Origin of the sequence: Pseudomonas sp. 91RF (genome assembly GCF_003576265.1) — a bacterium.
GTDB lineage: Bacteria > Pseudomonadota > Gammaproteobacteria > Pseudomonadales > Pseudomonadaceae > Aquipseudomonas > Aquipseudomonas kribbensis.
On sequence record NZ_QWFC01000028.1, the window covers coordinates 40,595 to 65,826 of the forward strand.

At 60.4% G+C, this 25,232-nt stretch carries 17 protein-coding genes; 3 read left to right on the forward strand and 14 right to left on the reverse strand.

Features of this window, described 5'->3' with window-relative positions; translation table 11 throughout:
* Positions 1–8 precede the first annotated feature (8 nt).
* On the reverse strand, positions 9–1,025 hold the full coding sequence (locus DXT77_RS14470) for an NAD(P)-dependent oxidoreductase (protein WP_305955966.1): 1,017 nt from the start codon (positions 1,023–1,025) through the stop codon (positions 9–11).
* Positions 1,026–1,039: 14 nt separating this feature from the next.
* Here DXT77_RS14470 and DXT77_RS14475 point away from each other — a divergent pair, with 14 nt between their 5' ends.
* Complete coding sequence (locus tag DXT77_RS14475) at positions 1,040–2,176, forward strand: LLM class flavin-dependent oxidoreductase (RefSeq protein WP_119428093.1); 1,137 nt, start codon at positions 1,040–1,042, stop codon at positions 2,174–2,176.
* A 98-nt stretch (positions 2,177–2,274) separates the two neighbouring features.
* Here the strand turns inward: DXT77_RS14475 and rfbA are convergent, their stop codons facing one another.
* From rfbA to DXT77_RS14500, 5 genes are all read right to left on the reverse strand, one after another.
* On the reverse strand, positions 2,275–3,198 hold the full coding sequence (rfbA, locus tag DXT77_RS14480) for a glucose-1-phosphate thymidylyltransferase RfbA (RefSeq protein ID WP_085734075.1): 924 nt from the start codon (positions 3,196–3,198) through the stop codon (positions 2,275–2,277).
* Between the two features lie 42 nt (positions 3,199–3,240).
* Positions 3,241–4,323, reverse strand: coding sequence for a dTDP-glucose 4,6-dehydratase (gene rfbB, locus DXT77_RS14485; protein WP_218568654.1), 1,083 nt, complete (start codon positions 4,321–4,323; stop codon positions 3,241–3,243).
* Positions 4,324–4,387: 64 nt separating this feature from the next.
* A complete protein-coding gene (locus tag DXT77_RS14490) occupies positions 4,388–6,565 on the reverse strand; it encodes a prenyltransferase/squalene oxidase repeat-containing protein (protein ID WP_119428095.1) in 2,178 nt (725 codons plus the stop codon).
* 22 nt (positions 6,566–6,587) lie between these two features.
* Entirely contained in the window at positions 6,588–7,796 is a 1,209-nt protein-coding gene (locus DXT77_RS14495; RefSeq protein WP_225739940.1) for a hypothetical protein, read from the reverse strand.
* A 38-nt stretch (positions 7,797–7,834) separates the two neighbouring features.
* A complete protein-coding gene (locus DXT77_RS14500; protein WP_256662946.1) occupies positions 7,835–8,635 on the reverse strand; it encodes a DapH/DapD/GlmU-related protein in 801 nt (266 codons plus the stop codon).
* 739 nt (positions 8,636–9,374) lie between these two features.
* Here DXT77_RS14500 and DXT77_RS14505 point away from each other — a divergent pair.
* On the forward strand, positions 9,375–9,719 hold the full coding sequence (locus DXT77_RS14505; RefSeq protein WP_007953863.1) for a cupin domain-containing protein: 345 nt from the start codon (positions 9,375–9,377) through the stop codon (positions 9,717–9,719).
* A gap of 76 nt (positions 9,720–9,795) precedes the next feature.
* On the opposite strand, the gene mmsB is transcribed toward DXT77_RS14505, so the two are convergent.
* Positions 9,796–10,683 (reverse strand): 3-hydroxyisobutyrate dehydrogenase, encoded by an 888-nt coding sequence (gene mmsB / locus DXT77_RS14510; RefSeq protein WP_085713193.1) that lies wholly within the window; start codon positions 10,681–10,683, stop codon positions 9,796–9,798.
* A gap of 9 nt (positions 10,684–10,692) precedes the next feature.
* Positions 10,693–12,219 carry a CoA-acylating methylmalonate-semialdehyde dehydrogenase gene (locus DXT77_RS14515; RefSeq protein WP_011332335.1) on the reverse strand — a complete coding sequence of 509 codons (1,527 nt, stop codon included), beginning with the start codon at positions 12,217–12,219 and terminating at the stop codon, positions 10,693–10,695.
* A gap of 149 nt (positions 12,220–12,368) precedes the next feature.
* Between DXT77_RS14515 and DXT77_RS14520 the strand changes: the two genes are divergently transcribed.
* Positions 12,369–13,316, forward strand: a complete 948-nt coding sequence (locus tag DXT77_RS14520) for a LysR family transcriptional regulator (RefSeq protein WP_114881330.1) — start codon at positions 12,369–12,371, stop codon at positions 13,314–13,316.
* Here DXT77_RS14520 and DXT77_RS14525 read toward each other — a convergent pair.
* The 6 genes from DXT77_RS14525 to recC form a co-directional block, all read right to left on the reverse strand.
* A complete protein-coding gene (locus DXT77_RS14525) occupies positions 13,313–13,813 on the reverse strand; it encodes an OmpA family protein (RefSeq protein WP_178083469.1) in 501 nt (166 codons plus the stop codon). The two genes, DXT77_RS14520 and DXT77_RS14525, sit on opposite strands and share 4 nt — an antisense overlap.
* Positions 13,813–15,081 carry a diguanylate cyclase domain-containing protein gene (locus tag DXT77_RS14530; protein ID WP_119428098.1) on the reverse strand — a complete coding sequence of 423 codons (1,269 nt, stop codon included), beginning with the start codon at positions 15,079–15,081 and terminating at the stop codon, positions 13,813–13,815. The genes DXT77_RS14525 and DXT77_RS14530 overlap by 1 nt, the downstream gene beginning before the upstream one ends.
* The gene (locus DXT77_RS14535) at positions 15,078–15,653 is read right to left on the reverse strand and encodes a YfiR family protein (protein ID WP_119428099.1); all 576 of its coding nucleotides are present in this window, start codon (positions 15,651–15,653) and stop codon (positions 15,078–15,080) included. Before DXT77_RS14535 ends, DXT77_RS14530 begins: the two co-directional genes overlap by 4 nt.
* A gap of 119 nt (positions 15,654–15,772) precedes the next feature.
* Positions 15,773–17,878 carry an exodeoxyribonuclease V subunit alpha gene (gene recD, locus DXT77_RS14540; protein ID WP_119428100.1) on the reverse strand — a complete coding sequence of 702 codons (2,106 nt, stop codon included), beginning with the start codon at positions 17,876–17,878 and terminating at the stop codon, positions 15,773–15,775.
* The gene (gene recB / locus DXT77_RS14545; RefSeq protein WP_119428101.1) at positions 17,875–21,564 is read right to left on the reverse strand and encodes an exodeoxyribonuclease V subunit beta; all 3,690 of its coding nucleotides are present in this window, start codon (positions 21,562–21,564) and stop codon (positions 17,875–17,877) included. Before recB ends, recD begins: the two co-directional genes overlap by 4 nt.
* Complete coding sequence (recC, locus tag DXT77_RS14550) at positions 21,561–25,013, reverse strand: exodeoxyribonuclease V subunit gamma (RefSeq protein ID WP_119428102.1); 3,453 nt, start codon at positions 25,011–25,013, stop codon at positions 21,561–21,563. Before recC ends, recB begins: the two co-directional genes overlap by 4 nt.
* Positions 25,014–25,232: the final 219 nt, after the last annotated feature.

Sequence of the window (25,232 nt, forward strand, 5' to 3'; positions counted from 1 at the left end):
TCTTTTAATTACTTCACACCGGCACGCCGGTCACTGACCCGCGACAGCGATGCCCAATCCTGATCAGCCTGACCATGGGCCATGCCGTCCAGCAAGTTGTCCTTCAACACACTGGCAAACGGCAGCGGTACCTGGGCAGCCTCCCCGGCCTCCAGCACCAGACGGACGTCCTTCAATCCCAACGACAATTTGAAGCCGGCCGGCTCGAATGTGTCATCGGCCATCTGCTTGCCGTAACCCTGATAGACCGGAACGGGGAACAGGGTCGAGGTGATCATGTCGATGAATGCCGCACGGCTGATGCCGTAGCCACCGGCCAGGGTCGAGGCTTCGGCCAGGGATTCGATCGCCGAAGCGACCATCAGGTTGGCCGACAGTTTGGCGGCGCACGCCACGTCTGCGGCCTCACCGAAGTGCCAGGTCTTGCGTCCCAGCACATCGAACAGCGGCTGCACCCTGGCCAATGCTTCGGCAGGCCCGGAGGCGAGGATATTCAGATTGCCGGCGGCCGCCACATCGACTCGCCCCAGTACCGGAGCCGAGACGTAACCGACGCCGCGGGATTCATGCAGTGCCGACAGCTCCCGGGCCAGTGCCACGGAAACAGTGGACATGTTGATGTGAACGCTACCGGCCGGCAGACCATCCAGCGCCTTGGCGTCGAGAAACACCGAGCGGATCGCCGAGTCATCACCGAGCATCGAAATCAGCACCTCGGCCTGCGCTGCCAGCTCGGGGGTGTCGACAGCTTCAGCACCGGCAGTGATCAGTGCTTCAAGCGGTGCCGACGAGCGATTCCACACGCGCACCCGATGCCCGGCCTTCAGCAGGTTCAGCACCATCGGCGCACCCATCGTGCCCAGACCGATAAATCCCAGTTCCATGTCGCGCTCCTCTCTCGATGAGGTCTTCAAATCCGTTTGTAAAATGACCCACGATTGCGATTGTACGTGTACAGGCGTACATTTCAAGTGCCACGTTGATTCATTCTTCGCGGCAAGGGTTTCAAACGTACCTTTACCCAAGGCAAGGAGGCTTTATGCAATTCGGGATCTACACCGTTGGCGACGTCACACAGGACCCTACCAACGCCCGTACCCCCAGTGAATCCGAGCGCATCCAGGCCACCCTGCAAATTGCGCAGAAGGCCGAAGACATCGGACTGGACGTGTTCGCCACCGGCGAGCACCACAATCCCCCGTTCATCACCTCCTCTCCCACCACGCTGCTTGCGTACATTGCAGCGAAGACCCGACGCATCATTCTTTCGACATCCACCACCCTGATCAGCACCAACGATCCTGTGCGTCTGGCCGAAGAATATTCGCTGCTGCAAAACCTCTGCGGCGGTCGCATGGACCTGATGCTCGGCCGTGGCAACACCGCGCCGGTCTATCCCTGGTTCGGCAAGAGCATCGCCGACGCCCTGCCCCTGGCGATGGAAAACTATCGCCTGCTGCACCGGCTCTGGCGCGAGGAAGACATCAACTGGAGCGGACGCTTTCGCACGCCGCTGAACCACTTCACATCGATCCCGCGACCGCTGGACGACCTGCCGCCCTTCGTCTGGCACGGGTCGATCCGCACCCCGGAAATCGCCGAGCAGGCGGCCTATTACGGCGACGGCTTTTTCGCCAGCCACATCCTCTGGCCCCGGGAACATTTCATGGCGCTGGTCGAGTTCTACCGCACGCGTTTTGCCCATTACGGCCATGGCACACCGGAGCAGGCGATCGTCGGCCTCGGCGGGCACATCTTCATGCGCCGCAACTCCCAGGATGCGCGTCGGGAGTTCCGTCCTTACTTCGATAACGCGCCGGTGTATGGTCGCGGTCCATCCCTGGAAGAGTTCATGGAGATGACCCCGCTGGCGGTTGGCAGCCCTCAGGAAATCATCGACAAGACCCTGACCTTCCGCGAGCACTTCGGCGACTATCAGCGCCAGCTGTTCCTGTTCGACCACGGCGGTATTCCGCTGAAGACCGTGCTGGAACAACTCGACATGTTCGGCAAGGAGGTCTTGCCGGTGCTGCGTGAGGAAACCCGCAAACGCCGCTCGCCACTGGCGGCCGACGCGCCGACTCACGCCAATCGCCTGGCTCGTTTGCAGTCCCTGTCGACCGAACCGAGCGCCACGGTCAAAGCTGCCCAACTCGATAGCGTGACCGGCCACTGACACTGTGGGAGCGAGCCTGCTCGCGATGACGGCAATACACTCAACAATAAAGTTGACTGAACTACCGCTGTCGCGAGCAGGCTCGCTCCCACATTTGGTCAGGCAGCGCCTTTCAGCGGGCGCTGCGCGTCCATCGAAACCACCACATCATCGTTGATCAGCCGCGCCAGATACTGACCGTAACCGGTCTTGCTCATGCTGCCCGCGTGCACCAGCAACTGCGCATCGTCGATCCAGCCCTTGTTGTAGGCGATCTCTTCGAGGCAGGCGATTTTCAGGCCCTGACGCTTCTCGATGGCCTGCACGAAATTACCGGCTTCCATCAACGCATCGTGGGTGCCGGTATCGAGCCAGGCCATGCCACGGCCCATCACCGACACGTTCAACTTGCCACGTTGCAGGTAGACGTTGTTGACGTCGGTAATTTCCAGCTCACCACGCGGCGACGGCTTGATGTCGGCGGCAATCTGCAGCACTTCGTTGTCGTAGAAATACAGGCCGGTGACCGCGTAGTTGGACTTCGGATCGCTCGGTTTCTCGCAGATGCTCAGGGCCTTGCCGGCGGCATCGAATTCCACCACGCCAAAGCGCTCGGGGTCGGCCACGTAGTAGCCGAACACCGTGGCGCCCTCGTCGCGAGACGCGGCTTGCAGCAAGGTCTCACCGAAACCGGCGCCGTAGAAAATGTTGTCGCCGAGCACCAGACAAACGTTGTCTTCACCGACGAACTCACGACCGATGATGAACGCCTGGGCGAGGCCGTCCGGGCTCGGCTGAACCGCGTAACTGAGGCTCAGACCCAACTGGCTGCCGTCGCCGAGCATGCGCTGGAAGCCCGGCAGATCTTCCGGGGTGGAGATGATCAGGATCTCGCGGATCTCTGCCAGCATCAGCACCGACAGCGGGTAGTAGATCATCGGTTTGTCATACACCGGCAGCGACTGTTTCGAGACGCCCAGGGTGATCGGGTGCAGACGCGAACCGGCGCCGCCCGCCAGCAGAATTCCTTTGTACTTGGCCATGCTTTTTTCCTTTCAAGCAGTGAGATTTGAATGACTGAGTGTTCAGGCCACGAGGGCTTCGTTGCGTTGCTCGCCGAGGCGCTCCAGCGCGTAGGCACCGGACATCACCCGCACCCACCAGGCGCGGTTATCCAGATACCAGTCGACGGTTTTCTTCATGCCGCTTTCGAAGGTTTCCTGCGGCGTCCAGCCCAGCGTCGCGTGGATTTTCCCAGCATCGACGGCGTAACGTTTGTCGTGGCCCGGACGATCCTTGACGAAGGTGATCAGGTCACGGAAGTGCGCGATACCTGCCGGTTTTTCCGCACCGCGCGCTTCGAGCAGATCGCACAGGGTTTGCACGACTTCCAGGTTGGTCTTCTCGTTGTGGCCGCCGATGTTGTAGGTCTGCCCGACCTCACCGCGCGTCACCACCGCATACAGGGCACGGGCGTGGTCCTCGACGAACAGCCAGTCGCGGATCTGTGCGCCATCGCCGTACACCGGCAGCGGCTTGCCTTGCAGCGCATTGAGAATGACGTGAGGAATCAGTTTTTCCGGGAAGTGATAAGGCCCGTAATTGTTCGAGCAATTGCTCATCACCACCGGCAAACCATAGGTGCGATGCCAGGCGCGGACCAGATGATCGGAACCTGCCTTGGTCGCCGAATACGGCGAGCTTGGCGCATACGGCGTGCGTTCTGTGAACGCCGGATCTTCGGGTTCCAGGTCGCCATACACTTCGTCAGTGGAAATGTGATGGAAACGGAACGCCACCTGACGCGTCGCGTCCAGCCGGTTCCAGTAACCACGCGCCGCTTCGAGCATCGTGTAGGTGCCGACGATGTTGGTTTCGATGAAGGCCTGCGGGCCATCGATCGAGCGGTCCACGTGGGACTCGGCGGCCAGGTGCATCACCGCATCCGGTTGCAGCCGTGCGAACAGTTCGTCCAGCGCCGGCTTGTCGCAGATGTCCACCTGACAGAACCGATAACGCGGCGAGTCGGACACATCGGCCAGCGACTCGAGATTGCCGGCGTAGGTCAGTTTGTCGACGTTGATCACTTCGCATTCGGTCTCTTCGATCAGAAACCGCACCACGGCCGAGCCAATGAAGCCCGCGCCCCCTGTCACTAAAATTTTCATCAGCGCCTCCCCTGGCAGAATGATGATTTAACGTCCTTCGATGCTGCCCGCCGTCATGTGCGGGTCAGTTCAACAATGCCACCCAGTATTGCGACAGCCCTTGCTCGAGAATCAGCAGCGTCTGGATGCAGACGAAGCTTTCGTCAGTGGTCGCCGAGGTTGCGTTGAGCGGGCCGAATCCACCGTCCTGCTTCTGATGGGAAGCGATCCAGTCTTTCGATTCCTGCAAATACGTCGGCTGGGCGTCGAGCAGAAACATCGCCGCGATGGCCATGTAAGTGCCCACCAGACTGACTGCTTTGCCCGGCCGGTAATGGAACGAACCGTTGGCCAGTTGCAGCTTTTGCAGCCAGGCGACGGTCTGTTCGGCATCGACGATGCGTCGGTTAAGAATGAACAGCGTCGACACCACGCGGTACACCGAAAACGCGTCTGGAGGATATCCGGGCTTGTTGGCGAAACCGCCGTCGGTGGAGCGGCAGCGCAGGGCAAACGCCATCACGCCCTGCTCGTCCGGCGCCTTGGCTTCCAGCGCATGCAGCGACAGCACTGCCAGGTTGGTGTGCCAGATGTCCGAGCCGAAACCCGGCACATCGCCGAACCCGCCATCGGGGTTCTGGCACGCTTGCAGGTAACGCACGCAACCGCCGATATCGTTCGGCAGCGCGCCCAGCACTCGCAGCGACAACACCGCGCAGTAGGTCGCGAACACATCGCTCAAATGCCCCGGCTGCTCGGCGAATCCGCCGTCGGTGTTTTGTGAAGCCCTGATGCAGTCGATCAGGCTGGCCTTGTTTTCGATTTGCAGGCCCAGGGCGTGCAAGTCCGAAATCACGTGCAGCCCGGAAAACACCTGCCAGGTCTTGTCGGCCCGGAAGCCCAGCGGCGCTGTTTCGGCGGTCAGCCCGTAAGGCGTTTCGTTCGACGCCCGGGCCTTGGCCAGCCAGGCGAGATAACGCTGCAGATCGACATTGATGCTCGGCACGCCATTCGGGTGAATGCGCTGGACGTCGCCACCGCCATCGATCACTTGCAGCTCACGGTTTACCAACGCCGCATCGTCATGATGAGCAACGGCAGCGGCCGGCGCGATGGCCTGCAAGGCGTGGGCAGCGGCAAGCTGGGTTTTCAGGCTCTTCAAGTGCAACGGCAGGTACGTCAGGTTGCCGATACTGAAGATCCCCAACTGACGCGGCGGCGCCCAGAACTGCCGGATGAACGGCACGGTCGGGTCATCCGGCGTCGACCAGAAGTAGCCCTTGCCCATGAACAGTCCGCCATTGCGGGCGTCGTGAAACTCCAGCAAAGCAGCCGTCACCGAAGCGCGATCAGCGTCGCTCGCGCCGGACGGCAAAGCCTGAATGGCCTGCAACAGCAACGCGACGTCGTAGGCGGTCTTGATCGGGAATGGCGACTCGTGATTTTTGTACGAGGTGTGCCAGTCGCAACGCACTTTGCCGTTGATCCCGACCCGGTCCCAGTAGCCGCCGTAGGCCGGATCGCGGAACAGCGCCAGGGTTTGCAGCAGGAATGAACGAGCCAGGTTCGACAGCGCGTTGTCGTCCCGCGCATCGGCCAGACGCGCCAGCACCAGGCTGACCTGAGCGCGCACGGCGCAGCGGGTCAGGGACACATCGACACAGGATGCACTGTCACTGCCGGCCACGCGACCGATAAGGTTTTCTGCGTGAATCTGCAAGTGCCCGACCAGCCCCAGACCCAACGGCTCGTTGCCGATGCGCCCCAGCAAGGCCGTGGCGCTGATGTCGAGATCGATCGAGGTCGCCAGCTCCAGCGGCGTCGACCAGTCGCTGCTGTACAGACCCGCAACCGTGGAACGGGCGTAAAGCGCTTCGACCTTTTCCAGCATGCCGTGGATCACCGCATCGTTCGCCGCGTCCTGCGGCACTCGACGCTGATAGGCAATCAGCGCAGCCAATGCGTCCAGTTGCAGCGCCAGCGTCCGGCAACGCCCCGAACCGTGGGGCGTCCAGTAGCGGTCAGCGAGCTCGTGGAAACCGGCGTTCGGCGCATCGTACAAACGCATCAGCCCGTCGTGGGCAAAACGCAGTTGAACATCGTCACCGTAGTCGGCCTGGTAGAGCGTGGCCGCGACCTGGTCCTGCAACTGTTTGTCAGTGGAAATCGCGACTTCGCCACTGGCATCGGTGACAGCAAAAAAACCGCCGTACTCAATGTCCTTGAGGCCTTGATCAAATACAAACTGCGGATGCAGCGGCATGGTAAATCCCTCTTCCTTGAGGTTAAGCGGCTTTGCTTGCGGTCAGCGACACAACGCTGCCCTGGCACAACTCGATGATGCGCGTCGCGGCGCGGGCGGCACCTTCGCCGTCCGGTGCGGCCACCTGGCGATGAGGCGCGTAATAGGCCGAAGCGCGGGTGTCCTTCTCCAGTTCGCCCTGAATCAGCTCGACGATGGCGTCGCGATCGTGACCCAGATGCGTCGGGAAACCGAGCAACTCCAGACGGCGCAGGGCTTCGAGTTCGTGGTACTCGGATTTGGACGGCAGCACGAATAGGGTCGGAATCTGCAGTGCGGCGATTTCCGTCACGGTGATCCAGCCCGGCGCCGAAATCAGCAGACTGGCTTCACGCAGCAGGCCCATCCAGTCCGGGTAGTACGGCACGCAAACCACGCCGTCCTGGGCCTGGATATCCTGACGGCCGAGCAACACCAGCTTCAGTTCCGGATTGCGTTCGCGCAGGACCTTGAAGCTGTCGAGGTAGGCGGCGAGCAGCGCGTCCTTGTTCTGCGCAAACATGGTGGTGCCGCTGATCGAGGCAACCACGAACGGCGCATCGCCGAGGTTCAATTGCTCACGTACGTTCAAGCCGGTCTGCACATTGATGTCGCGGATCATCGGCCCGACAAAATGCGCCTTGCCACTGTTCAGTGCTTCGGCCACCGGCGTACCCTGATCGAGTGAAGCCACGTACGGCTTGTCGGTCAGCACCAGTTGGCTCTGATTGATCATCCAGTTGAACTGGCTGTGCAGCGCGGTGCGGGCCCGGGCCATTTCCAGCGAGTTGACCTCGAAACCGCCGTCGGCCAGGTCGTGATCCTGCAGCTGGCAGAGGGTGAAGTCATAACGCTCGGTCACGAACACCAGCGGCGTGCCGCTGAAAATCGCGGCCAGGCAGGCGGCCATGTTGTAGTCGGACACCAGGGCGGTCGGCTTGTACTCGTCAATCAGGGCCAGGTAAGACAGAATCCGCTCGCCAGACAGGAAGGTATTGGCGATATAACCGCCGATGTAATTATTCCAGTCGAGTTCTTTCGACAAGTTGCTCTTTTTCGAGTAGTCGACCAGACGGCCGGCAATATCCACCACTTCAACGCCGGACTTTTCGAACATCGGCGTAAAAGTCGGCTGCAAAGAAGCCAGTGCCACGGTCAATGGCATGTCCGGACGTTGCTTTTTAATCGCCTGAGCGATTGAAAGCGCGCGCATGTTGTGGCCTGAACCGGTTGGATTAGGGGCAAATAAAATCATTCTTGAATCTCCATTAGTTGAACAACGCCATGAACCACAGTGTTTTCCAATACATCCCTTATCACCACTGAGTACGGTTTGATAACTGCACCGTCACCGATATTCAGTGGACCTACCAAGATGGCGCCCTCGCCAATTACGCAACGACTTCCAATGCGCACAGGTGCCTCCTCCCAAGGCAGTGAGCGGAACGAATGATCATGAGTGGACGCAACAATCGTGACGCCTTCGGCCAGCTCGCTGAAGGCACCGATGGTCACTCCGCCAGCCGCTTCGATAACCACGCCCGGCGCCAGTCGGGCGCCGGAGCCCAGTTCGATGCCGCCCAGTTGCGACATGCCGCCCTGACGGCTGCTGCGCCCGATCAGAATGCAGTCCCGGGCGATTTCCACCGAAGCACCGCCGCGCAATTCGGCATCGATCAGGGCTTCGTCGCTGATGTCCCAGGTCGCGGTGTCGGGGTTCAACGCCTTGAGGCGCGACACCGACTGCGTGGAACGATCGAGCATCGACGGCAAGCCCTGACGCGCCCGGTCCCGGACTTTGGCCAGCACAGGTGCCGGGCTCGGCAGACCGTCCTCGACGACCGTGCGCTGGGCGATGACCCGCGCCGGGCGACCGACCACGATGGCATCGGCCGGCACATCCGCCGTCACCAGCGCCCCGGCTGCGATCACCGCTCCCGCACCGATGGAAACCCCGGCGGTCACGGTGGCCTTGGCGCCCAGCCAGACGTTTTCGGCAATCTGCACCGGTGCTTGCGCCGTTCCCAGGCAACGTGCGCCAGTGGCAAACATGCTGGACGCGCCAACTGAAGTGAACTGCAGATCACACTTGAATCCGATGAAACAATCATCGGCGACCTGAACGTTTTGCAGGCGGCTGCCAGCACGAATCCAGACATGCCGGCCCAACTCACTCGCGTCATTCACGGTCGTCGAAACTTCAACTACATTTATGTCGTCCACAATAAAGCCTCATTCCATTGATGCCGGGCACATAAAAATTCGATAGGCGTGCGCATCCCGCAGATATAATTCCGCCGCAGCACAAATAATAATTAACTGTTTATTTAGGGCTTCCATTCAAAGCACGCACGACATTGCGTCTGCGCAACTTATTAACTGACCGGTTCATTCAATTGTCGTTATTCATTAACAACAGGTAGACGTTCACGCTTGTGCCGAAGGCCAAGTCAGTTACATGTGAAGAAAAGCCGATTCAAGTCTGTCCGTGACTCTCGCGTAGCTCCATCAGGGTGGGATTGTCCTTTAGTACGAATGTTATAGTACAGACGATTTTGTTTTGCAATAGGTGTCAGAATGGTTATCTCGTTTTGGTCTAAAAATTTATTGAACTTTTATGGTGCGCGCTTGTATTAAAACCGTCATATATGCACAGCATTGGTGCAAATTACGGCTTTATCGGGTTTTTCCGCTCAGCGCTAACGGGCATCTGGAGGTCGAACCCAGACATTCCGACGGTGTTCACCCACGTTACGGTGGCGACTCAAACTGCCTTTGACCTGGAGCCGTCATGCCCGCACCTATCACCGTTCTGCGCGACACCCACCCGCTGCCCGTACTCGACGCCTGCAAATGGGAGAAGCTCGAGGGCGACCCGCACACCGTCAATCTCAACGCCTACACCAGCGAAGACGGCAGCAAGATCATGGGCACCTGGATCTGCACGCCAGGCAAGTGGCGCGTGGACTACGTGAAGTGGGAGTACTGCCATTTCCAGGAAGGCTACTGCGTCATCACCCCGGACGGCATGGAGCCTATCCATCTGCGTGCCGGGGACATCTTCGTGGTCGAGCCGGGCATGAAAGGCACCTGGGAAGTGGTCGAGACCGTGCGCAAGTATTTCGTGTTCGCCTGATACAAAAAAGCCGGGAAACCACCCGACGTGATTTCCCGGCAATACAGACCTGTGCCGAGCACAGGCCTGACGACGATTACTGCGGCTTGCGATAGCTGTTGATGATCGCCGAGAAGTCCTTGCCCCCTTCCCCGCGCTGACTCATCGCCTGATACAACTGCTGCGCCACCGCGCCGAGCACCACCGGCTGATGAGCCTGACGCGCCGCTTCAGTGGCCAGCCCCAGATCCTTGAGCATCAGCTCGGCGCCGAAGCCACCGGTGTAACCACGGGAGGCCGGCGCCGTTTCGACGATGCCCGGCCACGGGTTGTACATTTCCGAACTCCAGCAACGACCGGTCGAGCTGTTGATGATCCCGGCGAGCACACCGGTATCGATCCCCAGCGCATCGCCGAGGGCCATCGCCTCGCTGACACCGACCATCGAAATAGCGAGCAACAGGTTGTTGCAGATCTTGGCGATCTGCCCGGTGCCGACTTCACCGCAATGCACAATGTTACGGCCCATCTGCGCCAGCACCGGTTGCAGGGTGGCGAACAGTTCCGGAGTGGCGCCGACCATGAAGGTCAACGTACCTGCGGTGGCGCCGCCGGTGCCGCCGGACACCGGTGCATCGGCCATCGCCACGCCTTGCTTGGCAGCGGCGGCTGCCACGTCGCGCGCAGTCTGCGGATCGATGGTGCTGCAATCCACCGCCGGCACACCTTTGCCGATCCCGGCCAGCACACCGTCTTCACCGAGCCAGACGCTGCGCACATGCACGGCGGCCGGCAACATGGTGATCACCAGCTCTGCGTCTTCGGCGGCCTCACGGGCCGAGGCGCGGATGGTGCCGCCCAGTTGCTCCAGTTCCGCCAGCACGGTCTTGTTCAGATCCACCAGATTCAGCGAATGCCCGGCCTTGATCAGGTTGCGCGCCATCGGCGCGCCCATGTTGCCCAGACCGATAAATGCGATTTTCATGGCCATTCCTCAGCGCAGGTTGATGGTGGTGTTCACGCCGTCGTTGACGCTGTCGTCATCGAACCAGCGCGCGGTGACCGTTTTGGTCTGGGTGTAGAACTGCACCACTTGCTTGCCGTACGGGCCGAGGTCGCCGAGTTTCGAACCGCGCGAACCGGTGAAGCTGAAGAACGGTACCGGCACCGGAATCGGGATGTTGATACCAACCTGGCCAACGTCGATTTCAGTCTGGAATTTACGCGCCGCCGCGCCGCTCTGGGTGAACAGGCCGGTGCCGTTGCCGAACGGGTTGGCGTTGACCAGCGCGATGGCCTGATCGAGGGTGTCGACTTCCAGCACCACCAGCACCGGGCCGAAGATTTCCTGGGTGTAGATCTGCATGTCGGTGGTCACCCCGGAGAACAGGGTCGGGCCGACGAAGTTGCCTTTCTCGTAGCCCGGAACGCTGATGTCGCGACCGTCCAGCTCAAGCTTGGCGCCTTCCTTGATGCCACTTTCGATCAGATCGAGAATCCGAGCCTTGGCCTTTTTCGAAATGACCGGGCCGACATCGGTGCCCGGCTCGTTGCCGGCGTTGACCTTGAGTTTCTGCGCCAGCGCTTTCAGATCCGGCAGCCACTGTTTGGCCGCGCCCACCAGCACCACCACCGAAGTGGCCATGCAACGCTGACCGGCCGCACCGAAACCGGCGCCGACCAGGGCATTGAGCGCTTGCTCGCGATTGGCGTCCGGCAGCACCACGGCATGGTTCTTCGCGCCCATCATCGATTGCACACGCTTGCCGTGCTTGCCGGCCAGGTCATAAACGTGGGTGCCGACCGCGGTCGAACCAACGAACGAAACCGCTTTGATGTCCTTGTGGGTGCACAGGCCATCAACCACGTCCTTGCCACCGTGGACCACGTTCAATACGCCGGCCGGAATACCGGCTTCGATGGCCAGTTCCACCAGCAGCATGGTCGACAGCGGATCCTGTTCGGACGGCTTGAGCACGAAGGTATTGCCGCAGGCGATGGCCATCGGGAACATCCACAGCGGAATCATTGCCGGGAAGTTGAACGGCGTGATGCCGGCGCAAACGCCGATCGGCTGGCGCAGTGTGTAAGTGTCGACGCCACCGGCGACGTTTTCGGCGAACTCGCCCATCTGCAGGCTGCCGATGGAGCACGCGTGCTCAACCACTTCCAGGCCGCGGAAAATATCGCCCTCGGCATCGGCAATGGTCTTGCCCTGCTCGGCGCTCAGTACAACGGCGATGCGTTTGGAGTGTTCGCGGATCAGCGCTTGCAGCTTGAGCATGATGCGCATGCGTGCGCCGATCGGGGTCAGCTTCCAGGTCTGGAAAGCGCGCTGGGCGGCGCTGACGGCAGCGTCGACTTCAGCGGCGGTGGCAAACGGGACTTTGGCCAGCACCTGCTGGGTCGCCGGATTGACGATGTCGTGCCACTCGGTGGTCTGCGACTCGACCCACTCACCGTCGATCAGCAGCTTGACCTTCTGGATCGTGGTTTCGTTGGGCGTAAGCGATGCGTTCATGCTGGTCTCCAGAAATTGTTTTTATCTTGGGAGCCAAGGCGAAAGGTTCGCCTTGAGATGAGGCGTGTGTCGCGAATTGGTTGTCGGACTGTTTTTGGAGTATAGATGTGCAAACTTCTAATAAGAACGCACATATAAGCCCGTCCATCATGCAAAAAAACATCACGTCTTTAGGCTCGCTGAACTGGGACGACCTCAAGTTTTTCCTCGAAGTCGCCCGTACCCGCAAGGCCAGCACCGCGGCCAAACGTCTGGCGGTGGACTACACAACCGTGTCGCGCAGAATCAGTTCGCTGGAAGCGGCATTGGGCACATTGCTGTTCGAGAAATCCCGCACCAGCGGTTTCGTGCTGACCGCCGAAGGCCAGCGTCTGCTGAGTTACGCCGAGTCGATCGAAAGTACGCTGCACATGGCCTGCGAGCAGGTGTCCGGCTCCGGCGTCGCGCTGTCCGGGCATGTGCGCATGGGCTGCACCGAGGGTTTCGGCAGCTTCTTCATCACCCCGCAACTGAGCCACTTCGTCGATGCCTACCCGGCAATTTCGGTGGACATCCTGCCGTTGCCGCACTTCATCAGCCTGTCCAAACGCGAAGCCGACATCGTCATCGCCCTCGAACGCCCGGAGCACGGGCCGTACGTGTGCTGCAAACTCTGCGACTACCGCCTGCAGCTCTACGCGACCCAGGAATACCTCGACAAACACCCACCGATCCGCCGCCCCGCCGACTTGGGCAAGCATCAATTCATCAGTTATGTGGATGATCTGGCGTTCAGCTCGGAGCTGCTGTATCTGGCGAACGTGGTGCCCGGCGCCAGCGCGAACTTGCGCAGTACCAGCGTGATCGCGCAATTCGTGGCGGCGCAGCAGGGGCGTTCACTGGCGATTCTGCCGTGTTTCCTCGCGGCCCAGGACCCGCGCCTGTTGCCGGTGTTGCCGGAGGAAATCGACATCACCCGGCAGTTCTGGATGTACTGCCGGGAGGACCTGCGCAAGTTGAAGCGGATCACCCTGTTGTGGGATTACATCCGCGAAGTGACCGAGCGCAATCAGGCGCTGTTGATGGGACAGACCCGGGAGATGCAGTTCGCCGACTAGTCGGCGCTGACCACGATCGACACCCGGCGGTTTTCGGTGCGGCCGGCGGCGGTGTCGTTGGAGGCTACCGGCTCGCGGCTACCGAGGCCTTGCAGCTGGATGTTCTCTTCCTTCATGCCGACCGTGGTCAGCACTTTGCCCACACTCTTCGCTCGGCGTAGCGACAGCTGCTGGTTGTAGGCTTCCTTGCCCAAGGCATCGGTGTGGCCATCCACGCGAACCCGCTCGATGCCTACACCCAACAAGGCCTTGCCGATACGCTCGACGATTTCGGTACTTTGCTTGTTCAGGCTTTCGATGTCGCTGCCAAACAACACTTTGCCCGACAGGCCGAACTCCCAGCCGTCGTCGGTCAGTTCAAAGCCCTGCTGCTTGAGCACGGCAATCTGCGCCGGTGTCAGGCCTTTTTGCGGAGCGGTCTGGCAACCGGTAAGGGCCAGCATGGCGGTCAGTAACAGGGTGGAAATCAGTCGAAAGGAAAGTGAGAACACGGGCATCAGCTCCTGGTTTGAACGGGATCGACCGGGTGCTCCGACCCGGCCGTGAATTGGGCGCCGCGGGACAGGCGTTTGGCTTGATACATCGCGGCGTCGGCCGCATCGAGCAAGGTGCCGGGCGTGGCGCCATGGTCGGGGTAAACCGCAATGCCGATACTGAGCGAGGTCACCACACTGGTGTCGCCCGGCAATGCAATCGGGGTGTCCATGCTGGCGAGAATCTTGTCGGCAATGCGCTCGGCGTCTTCGGTCTTGTGCAACGGCGTCAACAGCACGGCAAATTCATCGCCGCCCAGACGCGCTACCAGGTCCTCTTCGCGCAACTGCGCGCGCACCCGGTTCGCTACAGCCACCAACACCGCATCGCCGGCCGCATGGCCAAAATTGTCATTGATCTCCTTGAAACGATCACTGTCGAGAAACAGCACCGCCACGCGCTCGTTGAGTTTGTTGGCACTGCGCAATGCACGAATCAGGCGCCCTTCGAAAAACGCCCGGTTGGGCAGTCCCGTGAGGCTGTCGTGAGTGGCCTGGTGGGCAAGGGTTTCGTTCTCGTTTTGCAGGTGGGTCTGCCACGACTCAAGCTCATCGAGCAGAGCGTTGAAGTCGTTGCCGAGGTTGTCGAGTTCGGCGATTTTCGCCGGTGGGACCCGCCGGTCCAGTGCCCGTTCACTGCGGGCGGCGTGGGCCACTCCCGCCAGGCTGTGCAGCGGGCCGATGATCCCGCGCAACTGACGGCGCGCCAGAAAGAGCGCCACCCAGGCGCTGATCGCCGTGCAGAGAATGATGCCCGCCAGACCGCTCAACAGAAACTGCATCAGGCTGCCGCCGTGACCGATCAACAGGATCCGGCCGATCTCGCGATCCTGATGCAGGATCGGCAGGCTGATCGGTTTTTCCAGCACTATCCGCGTGATCTGCATTTCCAACCCGGAAAACAAACCGTTTTCCGGTCGCTGCCATCGCGCCAGCAACTGACCCTGACTGTCCAGCACCTGCGCGTCCGCCACCTCTTCGGTCGAGGCGATCAACGCCAGCGCCTCCGTCGCGGCAGGCTTGTCGTTGAACACCACCGCCGCTTCCACGGTGTAACTGATCGAACGAGCGATCAGGTGCAGGTTGTGATCGGCATAGACCCGCAGCGCCAGCACGCCCAGCAGGGTCAGGGACACACTGGCCATCGCCACGGCAACCAGCGCCACGATCAAGTGCCCGCGGCCGATGACCGAACCCAGGGTCGGACGCCCTGTGGATTTGTCGCGTCTCATGGAGCCGCCGGCTTGCGGCGCGACAACTGCAGCACGCTAGGATGAATGCGCACGCCGCTGCGGGCGACGGAGTCGAGATTGACCTCGAACGACACCTGCTCATCACCGACCCGCAGGCAGAACAGACTGCCGACCGTGCATTGATCGCCGCCCTCGCTGATGCTCAATACCGGGTGACCGATCAGCGAAGCGAACAATCGGCTGCGCTCATCGGCGGTGAGCTTGCCGATATACACCGCATCGCACTCGCTGACGATGGACAGGTTGTCGGCCAGGAGGCGACGCACCGTGACAGGCCGGCCCGTAGCCTGGGTCGTGCCTTTCAGCAGATCATCGGTGTATTCGGTGGGACCGACGATGCACAGGCGCAATTGGGCAGGCTCGACCGGCCAACGGGCATAACTGAGGATGCCAAGGACTACCTGAGTGACGGATTTGGCCCGTTGTTCAGCCATCCCGACCGGTGTTTGCGGCTGGGCAGCAACCCCGCCTGTGAGCAAACAGAGCAGAACGGCAAGCAACGCTCGCTTGCTGCCAACTACGCGCTCTGTCGCCCAGACAGCCAGCTTCATGCAGGGATTCTCTTGGATCGTTACGAAATGATGCCGCAACGATAGCACAGCGTTGGAACGCCAGCGATACAGCCCCCTCTGACCGGTCGGTCAGATAACGCCGGCAATCACTGGCAACTTCACCCTCGAAGCGCCGCGCCCTCCTCCAGTTCCAGCATCAAACCGCTCAAGCGCTTCACCTTGCGCTGCACCGCTTCCTCGAATACCCCGGCTCGCGGTTCGATCAAGGTGAACCAGTGTTTGGCTCGGGTAATGCCGGTGTAGATCAGTTCTTTGGTCAACACCGGATTCAGAGCGTCGGGAAGGATCAACGCGGTATGGGCAAATTCCGAGCCTTGCGACTTGTGCACCGTCATGGCGTACACGGTTTCAACATCATTGAGCCGGCTCGGCAACACAAACCGCACCCCACCGCGCCCATCGTTACGCGGGAACGCCACCCGCAGCACCGGTTCACCGGCGTTCGGTCCATCTCGTTCGGGCAGTTTGAGAGCGATACCGATATCACCGTTCATCAGCCCCAGGCCATAGTCATTGCGGGTCATCAAGACCGGACGGCCTTCATACCACTGCTGGTCGCTGTCGATCAGCCGTGCCTTGAGCAGTGCTTCGGTGATTCGCAGGTTCAGCCCCTCGACACCCCACGGCCCTTTGCGCACGGCGCACAGTAACTGGAACGTATCGAACGCCTGCAGGACTGCTCGCGCCCAATCGAGCCAACCGGGATGCTCAAGAGGTGCACCGGCAGGCGGGCGCTGATTGCGCAAGACGCTCAGGTAATGCCGATAACCGTGAGGTCCCTCGCCATGCCCGTCCAGAACAAGGCGTTCCAGTGCATGGTCATGCTCTCCCTTGAGTGCCAGCGAATACACGTCGTCATGGCTTCGCGCTGCCAGCAAGTGGCGAGCCTCATTCGGCCGTTGCTGATTCACCCGGCGCGCAAGCTGGCCGATGCCACTGCCCTCGCCGAAACGCCGCGAGTGACGCAACATCACCACTTGCTGCGCCAGCGGGTGCGTACCGTCCGTGTCTTCGTGCAAACCGGCGTCATGCAAGGACTCCCCGCTCACGGACTCCAGCCACTGACGTGTCTGCGGACTGTACCAACCCGCCTCGGCATCACGGCACAGATCCCCCAGCACCGCACCGGCCTCGACAGAGGCCAGTTGATCCTTGTCGCCCAGCAACACCAGACGAGCATGTGACGGCAACGCATCAAGCAGGTTGGCCATCATTTCCAGATCAATCATGGATGCTTCATCCACCACCAGCACATCCAGTGGCAGGCGGTTGCCCGCGTGATGGCGAAAGTGCCGAGTGCCGGGACGACTGCCGAGCAGGCGGTGAACGGTAGTCACCTCGGAAGGAATCTTCTCCCGAACGGCTTCGGCAACCTCCAGCGATTGCACTTGCTGGCTGATGGACTCAGTCAGCCGCGCTGCCGCTTTACCCGTAGGCGCGGCCAGGCGAATACGCAGAGGCTGACCGGCTTCGACGGCGGGAGCCTGAAGCAAGGCCAGCAAACGCACGACCGTGGTGGTCTTGCCGGTGCCCGGCCCGCCCGTGACGATGCTGAAGGCACCTCGGGTCGCCAGTGCGCAGGCGAGTTTCTGCCAGTCGATCACGCCGGTTTTCTTTGCCGACCCGAACAATTCGTCCAGACGCTGCGACAGGTCGCCCGGCGTCGGTTCATGCTCTGCCAAACGTTGGCGCAGTGCCGAGTCGATGCGTCGTTCATAGGTCCAGTACCGGCGCAGGTACAGGCGCTTACCGGACAGCACCAGAGGGCATTGCCGTGCAGACTCACTCTCGTCGGCAGCCAGCGCCACCAGAGGGCTGCCGGCCAGCACTTTGCACCAGTGTGCGCCGTCAAGTGACTCAAGCAATTGCGATGGCAACAACACACCGGATTGCGCATCACCCTCAGGTGGCAGGGACAAGGCAAAGTCAGGAGCCTTGAGGGTTTCGAACAAATCCAGGCACACATGACCATGACCAAGCTGGTGACTGGTCAAAGCCGCGGCAAGCAGAACCAGCGGGTCGACGTCTGGCACCAACTCATGAAGAAACGTCACGAATGCCTTGTCCAGAGCCCGCAGCCACCCTCGCTCTACCCAGTGGGTCAGCAACTGCAGCAAGTCCTCGGCCTGCATCAGGGGCGTCAGTCGAGCAAGACTGTCTGCATCCAGCGCAATCGGCGACAAGTGCGCGAAGGTGCGGCTCATAGCAATTCTCCCTGTTCCCACACTGGCTCGGCTTTCGGTTCCGGCTTGCCCTGGAACATCCGGTCCAGACGCTCGATCAGCTCCCGTGGCGGCCGCGTGAAATACACGCCACCGCTGTCTGCCCGGATACCGCGCAAAAACAGATACAGCGCACCGCCCACATGCCGGTCGTAATCGTAATTGGCGAGACGGGCCTTGAGCTGGCGATGCAATGCCAGCAGATAAAGCACGTATTGCAGGTCGTAACGGTTTTCCAGAATCGACTGCTCCATGGCCTGCTCGGTGTAGGCGGCATCATCGACGCCCAGCCAGTTGGACTTGTAATCCGCCACGTAGTAACGACCATCATGCTCAAAGGTCAGGTCGATGAAGCCTTTGAACATGCCGTTGAGTTGCACGGCTTCGGCGGCCACCCTGGCAACGCCGTTGTGGGTGAACTTGCGCACCTGCTCGTCGAGTCTGACGACATCGACCTTGTGGCTGGCGAACCAGAACTCCATCTCGACCCGATACTGTTTCAGTTGCTCCAGCACGACTGAAGGTCGACCGGCGCCTGCCGGCATCGGCGATTTGAGCAGATGCTGCAACCAGTCGCTGAGAGTCGTGATCCAGCCTTCCCAGCCACGACGATTGCAGCGCCGGGCGATTACGTCTTCCAGCGACTCGCGCGAAACCGCGAAACCTTCATCACCTGCCCATTCGAGCAATCCATGGAGAAACGTCCCCGGATTCGGCCCTCGGGGGAAACGATGAATCTCGGCGCCTCCCGGAATGATCTCGCGAGGGGCATCGGGCTCGAGGCGCTCGTCGTCGAACAGCTTCTGCGCCTGGGGACTGTCCGGTGCTTCATCACTGCCTACGCTCAGCACATCACTGATGCGCAATGCGCTATAGGAGGCGATCCACCAGTTTTCGCTGGCCTTGCGCTTGGGGATCAACGTGGCACTTGGGGTCGCTTCATTGCGTGGTGGCTGGTAGCGCTCGCTGGTTGCCAGTGGCATTTCCACGACGCTCAGCGCTGGGCAATGTTGCTGCAAATCGTCGAGCCAGCGGGTCAGACCGCTGGACTCGCTCAGTGATTCGCCACCACCCAGCAGATAGCCAAATGCTGAAAGATGCAGGACCGAGCTGCTGTTATTGCCGCGTTTAAGGTCCGTCACACCAAGCCAGCATGCATGTTGTGCCCGGGTCAGGGCGACGTAGAGCAAACGCAGATCCTCCGCCAGACGCTCATTGTCGGCCAGGGCAATCAGCTCGGCATCCGGTTTCAGACTGACCTGAGCCTTGCCGGATGCATCGTGGTAATGCACCGGCAGCCGGCTGCCGTCCACGGGTTTGGCCGAGCAGATGAAGGGCAGAAACACCAACGGATACTCAAGCCCCTTGGACTTGTGGATCGTCACGACCTTGACCAGTTGCTCGTCACTTTCAAGGCGCAGGATCTGCTCCTCACCCGCCTGACCGGACAACGCAAGGTGCTCGGCCAAGTGCCGGATCAGTGCCTGCTCGCCATCCAGTTCAGAGGCCGCCTGCTGCAACAACTCTGACAGGTGCAACAGGTTAGTCAGCACCCGCTCACCATCACTGCGAGCGATCAGGGTTTGCGGTAGATGGAAGTCATGCAGTAAGCGCCGCAACATCGGCAGCACGCCTTGTTTGCGCCAGATCTCGCGATAGACCCGGAATTGCATGACTCGTGCTTCCCAGACCAGTTCATCCTGATTCAGGCGTTCGAGTTCAGCCAACGGCAGATTCAAGGTAATGCAGGCCAGGGCTGCCTTTAGCGAGCGCTCGACATCCGGCTCGGCACAGGCCTTGAGCCAGGCCAGAAGGTCATGGGCCTCCTGAGCCGCGAAGACTGAATCCTTGTCCGACAGATAGACGCTGCGCACTCCTCGGGCGGCAAGCTCACCGCGTATCGCTTGGGCCTCCTTGCCATCGCGCACCAGAATTGCGATGTCCGCCGGTTGCAGCCCGCGAAAATCCTTGCCGTCCTGCGCGAAACCCGCGCTGCCGGCTTGTCCGCCATTGAGCAGGGAAGTAATTTCACTGGCGCAGGCCGCCGCCAGCTGATGACGGTAGACCGCACCGGAGACTGGCTGCTCGGTAGATAAACGCCAGATGTTCAGCGCCGGAACGTCTTGCCCGGAAATATGTAAATGCTCCTTGCGTCCCTGAGCATCCACAGGCTGAAACGGCACCGGGTTGTCACCGTCTTTCTCTCGAAACAGAAACGCACCGCGTCCCTGTTCACGGGACTCGGCGCGCTCGAACACCTGGTTTACTGCGCGGACCATCCCGTGGCTCGAGCGGAAGTTCGTACCCAGCGTATGCAGTCGCCCTGCGGTGGCTATTCGCGCGCGCAGGTAGGTGTAGATGTCCGCGCCCCGAAAGGCATAGATCGCCTGCTTCGGATCCCCGATCAGAAACAGTCCGGTCTCGGGATTGTTTTCCTCGATGCGATAGATGTTCTCGAAGATCCGGTACTGCACCGGATCCGTGTCCTGAAATTCGTCGATCAGGGCGACCGGAAACTGCTCGCGGATAAGCGCGGCGAGACGCTCGCCGCCTTCGGATCGCAAGGCTGCGTCGAGGCGCAGCAGCATGTCATCGAAGCCCATTTCGGCACGTCTGCGCTTCTCTTCCTCAAAGCGCGCACCTACCCATTTGGCGGCGTGCTGCAACACAGCCGCGTCAGGCGTCGGCAGCCCGTCGAGACTCGACTTGAGCCTCGACATCGCGTCCAGTCCCGGATGACTCGGGGGCTCGCCTTTCCAGGCCTCGGCCATGCCGTCCGGCGTCAGCCGGGTAAATCCGGTACCGATATCCAGTTGTTCCAGTGACTCGTCCTCAGCCCAGGCCTTGAGCTTCTCGAACCAGGGCTCGAAGTAGCGGGCTTGCATCTTGCGTCCGTCGACTGTCTTGCTGGCAACGCCCTGATGACAAATGGCGAGCAACTCATCCGCCCACTGCTGCCAGGGCTTCTTCAATTCAACCAATGCTGCGCGGCGTTCCTGCAGGCACTCATCGATCATCTCGGCCGGAGATCTGTCTTCCTTGCCGTCACGTTCAGTGCCGAAGAGAGCACGTACACGAGACAACAGGGCGGCCGGACCTCCCCAGTTAGTACGAACCCAATTCAGGGCATCACCCTGCATCGGATAGCAGAACAGCCGCCAATAATCCCGAAGCACTTCGCCGAGCAGATCACTGTGGTCGGTTTCCAGGGTCTGGGTAAACAGGCTGCCGCTGTCGAACGCATGTTCGCGCAACATTCGCTGACACCAGCTGTGGATCGTCGAGACCGCTGCCTCGTCCATCCATTGCGCGGCGATGTCCAGGCGGTTGGCGCAGCCCGGCCATTGCTGGAGATCGAACTGCGCGCGAAGCTCATCGATCAACGTATCAGGAGGCGGCGTCTCGTCACGGAAGAAGCGTGCGGCCTCTGCCAGACGTGTGCGGATGCGCTCGCGCAACTCCTTGGTTGCCGCATCGGTGAAGGTCACTACTAGAATCTGCGGTGGCAGCAGCTCGCGACCGAAGCCACTCGCTTCGCCTCCATGACCAAGGATCAGGCGCAGATACAACGCGGAGATGGTGAACGTCTTGCCAGTACCCGCGCTGGCCTCGATCAGTTGACTGCCCTTCAATGGAAACGCCAGGGCAAGTGGCTGCTGTGTACTCATGAACGTCCTCCCTCGCTGGCCAATGATTGCCAGGGGGCTTCGAGCAGCGGGCGGTATAGAGCGTTACACCAATCGGGGAATGTCTCCTCGACCAGCAAAGCATCGTAATCCGGAAACTGCCGCGCCAATGCGGGGCTTTCGCGTCTCTCGCCTTCGCTGGTCTGGCCATCACCTTCATAGGCTTTGCGTGCAGCGGCTTCGGCCTTCAGCGGGTCGCTCTGGCCCAGCCATGCAAAAGCGGTTTTCACCGCAACCGGAAGTGGCTGACGCATTCCTGCCTGCCAGGCGAGCAGCAGGTCTTCGAGTACCCGCCACGCCCGATCCTGTTCCATCGGTTCAAGCAAGAGAGTGTCATCACTGGCGACCAGTGCTGTGGTCAAGGAAAGCCCACTCGCACAGGCGACCAGATGATCGACCCACGGTTTGATCAGACGGTGCCATTTGCGGCTTTTGATCGAGCCGATACTGTTGGGAATCGTCGTCACCGACAGCACACCGCCATCGTCGCGTTGATGCAAACCTCCAAGCCATCCTTCCAGACGTAATCCCTGCCATTCAAGATTGATCGGGAGCGCACTGGTCAGCGGAGTAGGCCAAAGCGTCAGCAGTTGTTGATAGCGGTGCAGCAAGTCGGGAAGCGGTTCGATCAGCTCTCGTTGCAGGCACTCTCCGAATCCCGCCATGGGCAGCAGCCCGCTGTTTTGCAGGCGCCGAGCCTGAGCCTCAAGCGCCTGTTCAACACTCTCCGGATACCTCAAGGCCGCGTCGAGCAAGCTGCTGCTGAGGGTGTATCGCTGCAAGGCATCCAGCACAAAGGGCTCTTCATCGGCTTGAGGTACTTGTGCCGCTTCGAAGTAAACCTTCAAGCGTTGAGTGAAAAAGTGTCGAACCGGGTTACGCAGAAAATCCTGCAGCAGCGCAAGGCCGAGCGGCTCATCCTGGACATGGGGTTCAAGCATTCCTTTCACTTCATCAGGCTCATGACGTTGATGCAGCACCTGCCATTCATTGGCATAGCTGAACAGTTCATCACCTTCATGGAAGTAACGTGAACTGAATGGCTGCAACGGGTGTTCCTGGGTCATGGCATGCAACAAATCCGCACTTTCATCAGTTGTTCGCCAACCATTGGCGAGATGATCGCGCAACTGACCGATCAGCACCGAGGGTGGCCGTTCACTGTTGTCACGAATGCTGCGTCCAACCCAACTGATGTACAGCTCATGGCGAGCAGACAGCAATGCTTCGAGCAACAGATAGCGATCATCTTCACGGCGGGAGCGATCTCCCGGCCGGTAATCGCTGCCCATCAGGTCGAAGTCCAGCGGTGGTTGTGCCCGGGGATAATCGCCATCGTTCATGCCCAGAAGGCAAACCAGCTTGAAGGGAATTGCCCGCATCGGCATCAAGGTACAAAAATTCACCGCACCGGCCAGAAACCGTTGAGACAAGCGCCCTTGATCCAGCCCGGCCAGCCAGGCCTCGCGAACAACGGTCAGCGGCAACTCATCTTCCAGTCCGACAGATTCACAGGTCTCCAGCCATGTTTCGCGCAGATCCTCAAGTTGAGTCAGCAAGTATTCGTCATGCTCATTGCTCGCTTTGAAAAACAACTGCATCAGTACCTGTAGCCGACTCCCCCACTCTTGAGGTTTCGCAGGCTTCAGCAATTGCTGGTGCGAGTACTCCAAGGCATCCAGCAAGGCGGACAACGGACCGATCAGCGCGGCATCGAGGCCGCCAATTTCGTCGTAGGGCTCGATGCCCGCGCAGGCACTGGAATCACCAACCGCATATCCAAGGAGCATCCGCTTCAGTCCGAATCGCCAGCTGTTCTGCTCCAGTTCATTTGGCAATCCCAGTCCGGCACGTTGTTCAGCGTCAATCCCCCAACGCACCCCGGCGCCTTCGATCCAGCGATGCAGTGTCGGCAAGTCCCGCTCCTCCACCCCGAACCGTACGCGTAACGCCGGCACATCGAGCAAGTCGAGTATTTCACTGACGGGGAAACGACTGTCGGGCAGTTTGAGCAGATGTTCGACGGCAATCAGCAATGGGTCGCGACCGCGTTGCCCCTGGTCGGCCAGCGTGAAAGGAATGAACCGTGGATCATGACGATCCAGCTGCCCGAACACCGCACGGACATGCGGCGCATAACTGTCGATGTCGGGCACCATCACGATTACATCGCGGGGGCGAAGATCGGGATTGGCGCTGAATCGAGCCAGGAGCTGATCATGGAGAATCTCGACTTCACGTTGTGCACTATGCGCGATGTGGAATCGAATCGATTGATCCTGCTTCAGATCGACATCGAGCCAGAGCTCACGCGTCTCGCTGAGCGGGCGCAGCTCCAGAATGTCGTCCTGCAGTTGATTGAGCATGTTTTGCGGGATTGTTTCGCTGAACAGATCGATACGACCATTGCGAAATGCCGCGCGATAGCTGCCAGGGTCGTCATAGCTGTCGAGCAGATTGATGTAGTCACGACCTTGCTTGCCCCAGGCTGCCAGTAGCGGGTGGGCGTGTTGATGCAGTGACTCCGGATCCAGCACTGCGGGCATGCCGCTCTTGCGAGCCTGACGCTTGTATTGATGACGCAACAGATCCTTGTCGGCAACGATATCGGCCCAATGATAACGGCAAGGATTGTGTACGCAGAGCAGGACCTGGCTGAAACGGGCCAGCCCAGCCAATGCTTCGAGTACTTGTGCAGGCAGAGAGGAGATTCCGAAAACGATTACCCGTGACGGCAAGCCTGTCGGTGCTTTTTCAAGGTTGTTGATGCACTCGATGAATCGCTGGTGCACGCCAGCCCGACTTTGAGCCATGCCTTGCTCACCGACATCTTCAAGCAATGCACGCCATAGCTCTGCCTGCCAGCAACTGGTGCTGGGCAGCGGTTTCACCTCCCCCCTGACATTTCGTAGTTGATGGCGCCCCTCGGCCCAATCTTCGAGCCAGTCGGCACGGTACACCTGATACTGATCGAACAGATCCGCCAGTCGCTCGGACAACTGGTAGCGCTTGCGCAAGTCGGTGTCATGGGTCAGAAATCGTTGCAGGGGGTCGAAATGCGGCAGGTCGATGACCTGCGGTAACAGGCGCATCAGCCTCCAGGTCAGAGGGGTCTTGTCGAGCAAGGACTTGGCCGGGATCTCATCTCGCCCAAGAACCATGCGATATAGCTGCCACATGAAACTACCCGGCAATTGCACATCAATTGCCGCAGCAATACCGCAGCCGCCCAAATCATCTTCTTCGGGATCCTCTGCCAGAGCCAGCTTGAGCCATTGGGCGATACCGTTGCTCTGCACGAGCGCAATTTCGTTCTCCAAGGGAGCTAGCGGATAACGCCGCATGATGCTGATCACAAGGCTGCGCAGCTCGTCCAGGCTGTTGCTCTGAACCACCATGAATGCAGCGTTGAGGGACTGTGTGTCCGGCATAAGGCTTCCTTGGAAAAATACAAAAGCTAGGGCTGAACCTTAGCATTCTCGACTGGCGAGGGCAGCCGTAAGGCGTCCGAGAATGCTGTACGAACTTTCCTGCGGGCAAAACAAAACCCCAACTGCTTTCGCAATTGGGGTTTCGGAATTTAATCTTGACGATGACCTACTCTCACATGGGGAAACCCCACACTACCATCGGCGATGCATCGTTTCACT

What these genes read in the sequence shown, in the direction of transcription:
- DXT77_RS14515 (WP_011332335.1), bottom strand. Translation starts at nt 12,219, where the DNA reads ATGAACGCATCGCTTACGCCCAACGAAACCACGATCCAGAAGGTCAAG.
- DXT77_RS14475 (WP_119428093.1), top strand. Translation starts at nt 1,040, where the DNA reads ATGCAATTCGGGATCTACACCGTTGGCGACGTCACACAGGACCCTACC.
- DXT77_RS14495 (WP_225739940.1), bottom strand. Translation starts at nt 7,796, where the DNA reads ATGCGCGCGCTTTCAATCGCTCAGGCGATTAAAAAGCAACGTCCGGAC.
- DXT77_RS14530 (WP_119428098.1), bottom strand. Translation starts at nt 15,081, where the DNA reads ATGAGACGCGACAAATCCACAGGGCGTCCGACCCTGGGTTCGGTCATC.
- rfbA (WP_085734075.1), bottom strand. Translation starts at nt 3,198, where the DNA reads ATGGCCAAGTACAAAGGAATTCTGCTGGCGGGCGGCGCCGGTTCGCGT.
- recB (WP_119428101.1), bottom strand. Translation starts at nt 21,564, where the DNA reads ATGAGTACACAGCAGCCACTTGCCCTGGCGTTTCCATTGAAGGGCAGT.
- DXT77_RS14525 (WP_178083469.1), bottom strand. Translation starts at nt 13,813, where the DNA reads ATGCCCGTGTTCTCACTTTCCTTTCGACTGATTTCCACCCTGTTACTG.
- rfbB (WP_218568654.1), bottom strand. Translation starts at nt 4,323, where the DNA reads ATGAAAATTTTAGTGACAGGGGGCGCGGGCTTCATTGGCTCGGCCGTG.
- DXT77_RS14505 (WP_007953863.1), top strand. Translation starts at nt 9,375, where the DNA reads ATGCCCGCACCTATCACCGTTCTGCGCGACACCCACCCGCTGCCCGTA.
- DXT77_RS14490 (WP_119428095.1), bottom strand. Translation starts at nt 6,565, where the DNA reads ATGCCGCTGCATCCGCAGTTTGTATTTGATCAAGGCCTCAAGGACATT.
- recC (WP_119428102.1), bottom strand. Translation starts at nt 25,013, where the DNA reads ATGCCGGACACACAGTCCCTCAACGCTGCATTCATGGTGGTTCAGAGC.
- mmsB (WP_085713193.1), bottom strand. Translation starts at nt 10,683, where the DNA reads ATGAAAATCGCATTTATCGGTCTGGGCAACATGGGCGCGCCGATGGCG.
- DXT77_RS14520 (WP_114881330.1), top strand. Translation starts at nt 12,369, where the DNA reads ATGCAAAAAAACATCACGTCTTTAGGCTCGCTGAACTGGGACGACCTC.
- DXT77_RS14535 (WP_119428099.1), bottom strand. Translation starts at nt 15,653, where the DNA reads ATGAAGCTGGCTGTCTGGGCGACAGAGCGCGTAGTTGGCAGCAAGCGA.
- DXT77_RS14500 (WP_256662946.1), bottom strand. Translation starts at nt 8,635, where the DNA reads ATGTTTGCCACTGGCGCACGTTGCCTGGGAACGGCGCAAGCACCGGTG.
- recD (WP_119428100.1), bottom strand. Translation starts at nt 17,878, where the DNA reads ATGAGCCGCACCTTCGCGCACTTGTCGCCGATTGCGCTGGATGCAGAC.